Source organism: Cytobacillus sp. S13-E01 (genome assembly GCF_029193815.1).
Lineage (GTDB): Bacteria > Bacillota > Bacilli > Bacillales > Bacillaceae_L > Bacillus_BV.
Genome location: NZ_JARFVC010000062.1, coordinates 1 through 8,356 on the forward strand (window position 1 = coordinate 1; position 8,356 = coordinate 8,356).

Annotated in this window: 8 protein-coding genes and 1 pseudogene; 5 read left to right on the plus strand and 4 right to left on the minus strand. The window is 36.5% G+C overall.

The window, feature by feature from the left end; genetic code table 11:
* Positions 1-127: 127 nt before the first annotated feature.
* A complete protein-coding gene (locus PY093_RS20855; RefSeq protein WP_275645258.1) occupies positions 128-1,411 on the plus strand; it encodes an IS110 family RNA-guided transposase in 1,284 nt (427 codons plus the stop codon).
* A gap of 762 nt (positions 1,412-2,173) precedes the next feature.
* On the plus strand, positions 2,174-2,353 hold the full coding sequence (locus PY093_RS20860; RefSeq protein WP_275647678.1) for an H-type small acid-soluble spore protein: 180 nt from the start codon (positions 2,174-2,176) through the stop codon (positions 2,351-2,353).
* A gap of 317 nt (positions 2,354-2,670) precedes the next feature.
* On the opposite strand, the gene PY093_RS20865 is transcribed toward PY093_RS20860, so the two are convergent.
* The 3 genes from PY093_RS20865 to nagA are packed head-to-tail and all read right to left on the minus strand — an operon-like array spanning position 2,671 to position 5,365.
* Positions 2,671-3,399: a GntR family transcriptional regulator gene (locus PY093_RS20865; protein ID WP_275647679.1), complete on the minus strand. Its 729-nt coding sequence runs from the start codon at positions 3,397-3,399 to the stop codon at positions 2,671-2,673.
* 50 nt (positions 3,400-3,449) lie between these two features.
* Complete coding sequence (nagB, locus tag PY093_RS20870) at positions 3,450-4,175, minus strand: glucosamine-6-phosphate deaminase (protein ID WP_275647680.1); 726 nt, start codon at positions 4,173-4,175, stop codon at positions 3,450-3,452.
* On the minus strand, positions 4,172-5,365 hold the full coding sequence (gene nagA, locus PY093_RS20875; protein ID WP_275647681.1) for an N-acetylglucosamine-6-phosphate deacetylase: 1,194 nt from the start codon (positions 5,363-5,365) through the stop codon (positions 4,172-4,174). The genes nagB and nagA overlap by 4 nt, the downstream gene beginning before the upstream one ends.
* 244 nt (positions 5,366-5,609) lie before the next feature.
* Here nagA and PY093_RS20880 point away from each other — a divergent pair, with 244 nt between their 5' ends.
* The 3 genes from PY093_RS20880 to PY093_RS20890 all read left to right on the plus strand — a co-directional run bounded on the left by PY093_RS20880 (position 5,610) and on the right by PY093_RS20890 (position 7,558).
* Positions 5,610-5,756 carry a YflJ family protein gene (locus PY093_RS20880; protein ID WP_275647682.1) on the plus strand — a complete coding sequence of 49 codons (147 nt, stop codon included), beginning with the start codon at positions 5,610-5,612 and terminating at the stop codon, positions 5,754-5,756.
* A gap of 255 nt (positions 5,757-6,011) precedes the next feature.
* Positions 6,012-6,209, plus strand: coding sequence for a cold-shock protein (locus PY093_RS20885; RefSeq protein WP_204420134.1), 198 nt, complete (start codon positions 6,012-6,014; stop codon positions 6,207-6,209).
* 215 nt (positions 6,210-6,424) lie between these two features.
* Positions 6,425-7,558, plus strand: a complete 1,134-nt coding sequence (locus tag PY093_RS20890; protein ID WP_275647683.1) for an acyl-CoA dehydrogenase family protein — start codon at positions 6,425-6,427, stop codon at positions 7,556-7,558.
* A 393-nt stretch (positions 7,559-7,951) separates the two neighbouring features.
* Here the strand turns inward: PY093_RS20890 and PY093_RS20895 are convergent.
* Positions 7,952-8,356, minus strand: a pseudogene (locus tag PY093_RS20895) (RNA-guided endonuclease TnpB family protein); the annotation flags it as partial.

Consider the following 8,356-nt stretch of genomic DNA (forward strand, 5'->3'; position numbering starts at 1 on the left):
AAAGATAAGAAAGCATTCCTGTATTAAAGCAAAATGAGATTTGAATAAAATAAGCCTCCTTGGTATGATACAAAGTGTCCAAGCTGATCAGCGCAAAGGACATTTAATAACCAAAGGAGGACATAAAATGAAGTATAAACAAAATGACAAGATTCTGCAACTTACAGAAAAAACCTTAATTATAGGGGTTGACATTGCTAAACATAAGCATGTCGCAAGAGCACAAGATTATAGAGGTATACAATTTGGAAAAGCTCATACATTTTTAAACACATATGAGGGTTTTGAAGGTTTCATAAACTGGTTAAATCAAATCAAAGCTAAACAGTCTAAGGAAGATGTCATCATTGGGATGGAACCTACTGGACATTATTGGCTTCCGTTGGCTTATTGGCTAAAAGAAAAAGGAAAAAAGGTGGTTGTAGTTAATCCAGCTCATGTTAAGCAAACAAAGGAGTTAGATGACAATTCTCCTACTAAGAATGATTTCAAGGATGCTAGAGTTATCTCTAGACTTATTGAGGGCGGAAGATATTCGGAGCCCAATTTACCGGAAGGTATATACTCGGATTTACGTGAAGGTATGAACCTATATAACCAATTGGTACAGGACCTAACAGCTGTGAAAAATATAGTTCACCAATGGCTCGACCGTTTCTTTCCTGAATATTTAACGGTCTTTGGGAAGTGGGATGGAAAAGCTTCTCTACAAGTTCTAAGAATGGGACTTTTTCCTGATGAGTTATTAGAGCGTGAAGACTTGGAAATTCTAGCTGAAATTCGTAAAGAAGTTAAAAAAGGTGTGGGAATAAAGAAGGTTGTTCAGTTGAAAAACGTTGCCCTTCGTTCAGTAGGCATTAAAGAGGGGCGAAGTCTAGCTAGGTTAAAATTAAAAAGCTTACTAGACCAATACGATCTTCTTTCAGAACAATTAGAGAGCGTCTGGAGTGAAGTAGAGAACATCATACAAGATGTTCCAGGGGCGAGAGAGATGGGAGATATTAAAGGTATTGGACAAGTTACAGTAGCCTCCTTTTTTGCAGAAGTCGGTGATTTACAAAAGTACTCACATCCCGACCAAATTGTTAAGTTAGCAGGATTAAACTTAAAACTAGCTACATCAGGAAAGTGGAAAGGGCAAACAATTATTACTAAACGAGGGCGTCCTAAATTAAGGGCACTATTGTTTAAAGTCGTGTTGCCTCTTGTAGCTCAAAATCCTGCATTTAAGGCACTACATCAGTACTTTATTACACGAAATGAAAATCCATTAAAAAAGAAGCAGTCTATCATCGCTATATGTTGTAAATTAATTCGTATTTTATTTACGATTGGAAAGAAACAAATTGAGTTTGAACCAGCTAAAATGTTACAAGATATTCCTCATTTTAGTATGCAAGAAGCTGCTTAAAAGGATAGGGTAAAGTGATCAAAAAGAAGTTAGGTGCAGAAAATAGTCGAAGATTTATATAACATAAACAGTAGTATCGATGACAATATTTAATTCTCATTTTTTATTCACTTAGTAGTCGAAGTATTTTAAAGTTGTTTCAATTTGAAGAAGACTTACAACAGAAGCTAGGAGCAGTCGGCAAGCATTTATACTATTGGGCAATGACCCCGCAAGAAAGCATCGCCGACCCCACTTCATGGATAGGCAGAACGAAGGAATGTATGCGCATATTTTTCATATGACGCCGTGAGAAATGGGAGGGTGTGCCGCCATGAACATTGTGGGATCCAATAGCGACCATATTTCTAGATATTATCCTTTTTTGTAAAAAAATAGAAGAAGAGGGTTTATTTAACTATGTCCTCCTCCTCTAAAATACAAATAAAGTTCTGTTAGTCCATTAAAGTGCAGTCTTATTGAAATTTGAAATACTGAGAAAAACAGAGAAAACAAGAGAAAAACCTTACTTTAATGAGGGAGTATAAAAATTTGAACCTAGTTTTAGTGTCTAGCTCCGGGCGCCATCGGCTCGAGGTCATAAGCCAATCCCTTCCCGAAGGCTAAGAACGCCTTCAGTCAGGGCTCGTCTTATGCTTGTCGCCGATAGGCGGGCGCCCTGCGCTTTTCTTATTAGTTTGTACAATAAATAGATATTTCTGCATAAAATTCCTTTTTCTTTAAGAAACTATAGTGAATACTAACGTGAAGGAGTGATATTAGATGGATATTCGTAGAGTGAAACAAATTCTAACTTCTCCCGAGGATATAACGGTTCACTACAACGGTGCTTCAGTTTGGATTGATAGCTGTGATGAACAAGGAAATACAGCAACTGTTCACTTAAGAGAAAGACATGTAGATAAAAATACAGTTCCTGTAGATCAATTACAAGAGCTATAGTGGCCATTTTTGTAGAGCAGGTGATGGTATATATCATCTGTTTTTACTTTTGCAATAAAAATATATTTATGATTCACCTGGGGTGCACGACCAGTGACTAATCCCAAAAACCTTTTTGATAATTAATGACAACATCAAAGCTTAAGTAGAAGAATGATATGAGAAAAAATGCGATAACACAACCCGTTATAATCCAACCAAAAGTTACTTTATTCATCAATCCACCCCACCGAAGCGAAATACTGTATGTATAGTATTTTCAAGTTCAATCAAGTATAAACAATAAAAAACTACAGCTAGTATTAAAGCTGCAGTTGTTACTTATTCCTTTTTAGCTGATTAATAAACTTGTATCGATCAGCCCGATAGGCTGCCATCACATATTCGAAGGGTGTATTGTCACTTAAAAAGGTCGTAGTAGAGATGAGTAAAATTGGTGACCCCTTATCAAGTTCAAGGTACTTGACCTCTGGATCTTTTGCAATTGAAGCCTCCAAGTACTGTGTAGCATTCTCAATTACCAGACTTAAGTTATCCTCTATATACTTGTAGAGAGAGTGGTTTATTATGTCTTCTGTTACTCCCATCACTAGATTTGCTGGCAAATAGGTGGTTTCAAAAGCCATCGGTGTACCATCCGCCAAACGTACACGTTGGATTTCATATACTGGTGAATTTTCTTTCAAACCTAGCTTGTCTGCGATACTAGTACTAGCAGGAACTATTTCAAAGTGTAGTAGCTTACTGCTTGGTTCTAGCCCGCGTTCAATCATGTCTTCTGTAAAACTTGTTAACCCTTGAAGCCTTTGTTCAACCTTTTGTTTTCCAACAAATGTTCCTTTACCTTTATGACGATACAAATAACCATCATGTACTAGGTTGTTTAAAGCTTGACGAACGGTCATACGACTAATGTTATACAGCTCCGAATATTCGCGCTCAGAAGGAATTGCTTGGTCTGTTTTCAGAATGCCTTTTTCAATTTCATTTTTTATATATTCTTCTAGCTGATGGTAAATTGGGATGGGTGAATTTTTGTTAATCAAATAGGACTCCTTTCTGTCTACCTTTGTTATAGACTATGTGTAAGTTTCAATTAAAGTAGTGTGGCCGCATCTGAATCTGCGATAATCGTTACATTGCTATGATTTTTAAGTGAAGAGGCAGGGAACATATTATCACAGTCGGTAGTTAATAGTTTGTGCAGTGCCTCTGCCTTTTGGTGACCGGAAACTAATAGAAATATTTCTTTACTATCTAAAATGGATGAGATACCCATTGTAATTGCTTGTGTCGGAACCTCTTCTGGTGTAGAAAAGAACCTTGCGTTGGCTGCCCTAGTTGATTCGGTAAGGTTAACGATGTGGGTACGACTAGAAAAGTCTGTCCCTGGTTCATTAAATCCGATATGCCCGTTTTTTCCAATTCCTAAAATTTGTAGAGCAATTCCACCCGACGCTTTAATTATTGACTCATAATGTAGGCACTCTTCTTGATGATTACTTGTGTTCCCTTTTGGGATGTGAATATTGCTTTTAAAAATATTGATATAAGAAAAAAGCTTTTGTTGCATGAAACAGTGATAGCTATTTTTATGAATAGGGTCTAGCCCGATATACTCATCTAAATTAAAAGTGGACACATTTTCAAAAGAAATCCCATTTCGCTTGTGTTCTTCAATTAAACTTTTATATACGCCTTCAGGAGTACTACCTGTTGCTAGACCAAGTGTAAAGGAGTGATTGGTAGTTATACGTGTGACTATTTCCTTGGCTGTAAGTTTGCTCATTTCATCGTAACTTTCAACAACTCTTAGTTTCATATCAGATTCACATCCTCACGTTTGAACGCTATTTCACCACGACAAATCGTCATTTTAACTTGTAGATTTTCATCAAGTATAACTAAGTCTGCATCTTTACCGATTGTAATACTCCCTTTTCTGTCGAAAACTCCTAATTGTTTTGCAGGATTAACAGAACCCATTTGAATAACATCTGTGAGGGCACAGCCTGTATAGTTCATGAAGTTCTTTAATGCGTCATTCATTTTTAAAATACTACCAGCTAGAGTCCCATCAGATAGGATGGCCTTACCGTTATGTACTGTGACTTCCTGGCCTCCGAGATCGTACGTGCCATCATCTAAAAATTTTGCCCGAATTGAATCAGTGATAAGAATGATACGCTCTTTTCCAATTTGATTGTACGTTAAATTGACAATTACGGGATCAACATGAATACCATCTACAATTAATTCAGCAAACAGTGACGTCTGCATAAAGACTGCTCCAACGACACCAGGCTCACGATGATGTAATCCTCTCATTTGATTAAAAAGGTGGGTGGCATGTTGTAATCCGGCCTTTTGTGAAGTTAACACGTCGTGATAAGTAGCATTTGAATGACCTATTGATGCTATTATATTTTGATTTGATAAATATTGAACAAACTCTAACCCATTTTCAGCTTCGGGTGCTAATGTTACCAGCTTTATCTTTCCATGCGCAATCTCCATCCATTTTTTAAAAAGCTCTATATTCGGATGGATAATATGTTCTTTTGGCTGTGCACCTGCATTCAATGGAGATATGAAAGGTCCCTCTAAATGGATACCAAGTATTTCGGCCGTTCCTGGTGGATTACCGGTATTTATATAATTAGCAGCATTCGCAAGTGCATTTTCAATTGCTTCATTCTTTTGTGTGATGGTCGTTCCTAAAAAGCTAGTTGTGCCCTCCTGAGGGAGGATAGAGGTTATTGTATCAAGCGCAGCTGTAGTTGAGTCCATAATGTCAGCGCCACCGGACCCGTGGATATGGATATCAATCATACCAGGGACGATACTATCATTTTTTGATACTTCAACTACATTAACGTGCTCAATATTAATATCTTGTAATTTATCTAACTCACCAAATGATGAAATTTTGCCGTTATTAATGACAACATAACCATTTTCGATAATTTCGGATTCACTATATACCCGCAAGCCTTTTATTAAAAAAGTCATGTTAGATCTCCAATCCTTATGGTTTATTAGCTATACTTTACCAAATATGTTGTGTAGTTGTCTAGACATGTTAAGTTGAATAATCTTGTGAATGGCTAATATGCGTAAAGGTGTATTATCTAGTGGAATAGACAACTGAAAAATCGCTTTATGACTTTATATAAAATAAATCTATTCCCCTAACATTAAATAAAAAGCGCATGCATACATATAGGACAAGTAAAGGTAGAAAGGGGAAAACACAATGGCTTACCACGGTTCAAAGGGTTGGTATGTACAACAATTAAAATTAAATGGAGTTAACAAACATCCAGTAGATAGACGGAAACTAGAGAGTTACAAAACTTCGACACTAAGGAATCTATACTTTGAATTGATAACAAAAAAATAAGGTTTACCCCGTAGAACTGCTAGAAATCAAATAATATGTGAATGTAAAGGTTGATTTTCACTGGTTAATCTTTCCCAATATTACACAAAATTCTTGAAAAAGTACATTAAGGATGCTATGATTATGTTAATTATTTTTGTTCGAATAAGACTGAAAGAAGGATTTTCTTCGTAAGTTGGTTACCGTCTTGAAAGATTATGCTAGAGCAAGAATAGTAATACAATGTGGATAATAGCCACAACAGGAGGAACATATATGTTACAAGGTAAAGTTAAATGGTTTAATGCAGAAAAAGGTTTCGGCTTCATCGAAGTTGAAGGACAAGACGATGTATTCGTACATTTCAGTGCAATCCAAGGCGAAGGTTTCAAATCTTTAGAAGAAGGTCAAACAGTTTCTTTCGAAATCGAACAAGGCGCTCGTGGACCACAAGCAACTAACGTTCAAAAGTAATAACTTAGGACTCCTGGATAGGAGTCCTTTTGTAATGTAATCAAATAGCTTTTTAGCATTCAAAAACCCTCTCAGTAGTCCAAAAAACTAACTTGAGAGCTTTTTTAGGTAGAGAAAGGATAATATAGGAATTGAAAGATATATAAACTCACTTGTTTTGTTATAATTAAAAGGGAAAATCCTTAATCTAAAAAGGACGTAAAGGGTGGTGAATTATGTCTTTTGCAAAAACTTTAGATCAAGAAAACGAACTCTTAAAAGTTGGTTTTTTAGCAGACAGTTTTTCAAAGAGAGCAAAACAAATTGATGAATCTGGAGAATTTCCTCACCAAAATATCAGGGATTTAATCAAAGCTGGCTATACGACACTCACTTTAGGAACAGAGTTTAATGGTAAGGAAATATCCTTATATGAATTACTATTATATCAAGAACGACTAGCCCGGGGTTGTGGATCAACGGCTTTAGCAATAGGTTGGCACTTGGGAATCATTATGGATCTTCATGAAAAGAGGCCATGGGATAAACATCTCTTCAATGACATTATGTTTGAAGTTAGTAAAGGTGCTCTTCTAAATAGGGCGGCTAGTGAGCCGCACACAGGAAGTCCGACTAGAGGTGGAAGACCTCAAACCTCCGCAAAAAAAGAAGGTGACAAATGGTGTATCAATGGTAGGAAAACATTTACTACAATGGCTAAAGCCTTAGATATCTTTTTAGTCACTGCGTCAATTGAAGGTGAAAGTGATATCGGCGAATTTCTCATTAGGCGAGATATAAAAGGAGTCGAGATCAAGGAAAATTGGGATACAATTTCAATGCGAGGAACAGGTAGTCATGATTTAGTCCTAAATAACGTTAAAGTTGATGATAAATTTCTTGTAGAAGTAAAATCACCTCAGAAAGAGTCGAATGGCTGGCTGCTTCATATTCCAGCATGTTATTTAGGAATTGCACAAGCTGCAAGAAACTATGCAGTCCAGTTCTCGAAAACCTATTCACCTAATAGTTTATCGGGACCTATTATGGATTTACCTAATGTACAAAGATTAATTGGAAAGATGGAAATAGAGCTTATGCAAGCTCGTCATTTTTTATTTTCGGTAGCTGAGAAATGGGATAATTATGATAATCGAAATGAGATGAGTGCTGAATTGGCTGCTGCTAAATATGTAGCAACAAATACTGCAGTATCTGTTGTGGACTACGCTATGCGAATCGTGGGTTCTAAAAGTTTATTTAAAGATAATCCTCTCCAACGCTACTACCGGGACGTAAGGGCAGGACTGCATAATCCGCCAATGGATGATATGACCATTTCACTCCTGGCTAAAAAAGCACTTGAGTAGTGTTTGGAAATGTTGTTTAAGCCGAATACAAAAAACTTCTTCTCCACCTGGAAAAGAAGTTTTTTGTAGTAAGTACCGTATATTTACTAGCTAAGTCTGTTCAAAGCTTTCGAATTAGTCAAAACAACATATTTCTTTTGAACAGCCCTCGCATTGAATTTCAGTTTGTAAGTAACCAATGTCCTTAATGGTGATCTGACTCACTCCACGGGGCAAGCCCACGTGGGTTCTCACATATAGATTCTCGCAAGCGTACATGGAGTCGAACTCCCATCGGCGTTACGCACTAACTACAGGGGTGAAAACCAACAGACAAGCGATCCACCGCCCACATTGGCGTCTGTTTTCTCTTCATGTGAAGACAGAGGCGAAGTCAAACCCCTGTTTTTAAAATTAAGATACGACTTTGTTTATTTTAATTCCACTATTTAAAACAACTACACGGTTGTTTCTTATTTGTTCAATACAGTATTGATGTTTATCGTAAAAAGAATTAAATTCTTGTAGACATTTATTTCTATTTGGTTTTTCTAAGGTATCTTCAGAACAATAAAGCAGAAACGCTGAGTAAAGATCTCTTTGGATTTTTAATCCATTCGGTAATTCATGCCACCTTTTAGATAGCTGTTTTTTATTTGTATCGTTTATAATATGGTCATATTGAGACGCCTTATATTTCCACGTATTTACCTCATGCACACTACCCTCTGTAATTAAAAAACGATATTTTGCTTGTTTAATGAAGTAACCAGGGCTTCTTTTTCCTATGCTTTTTCCAAATCTTTTTCTCTTGTTAAA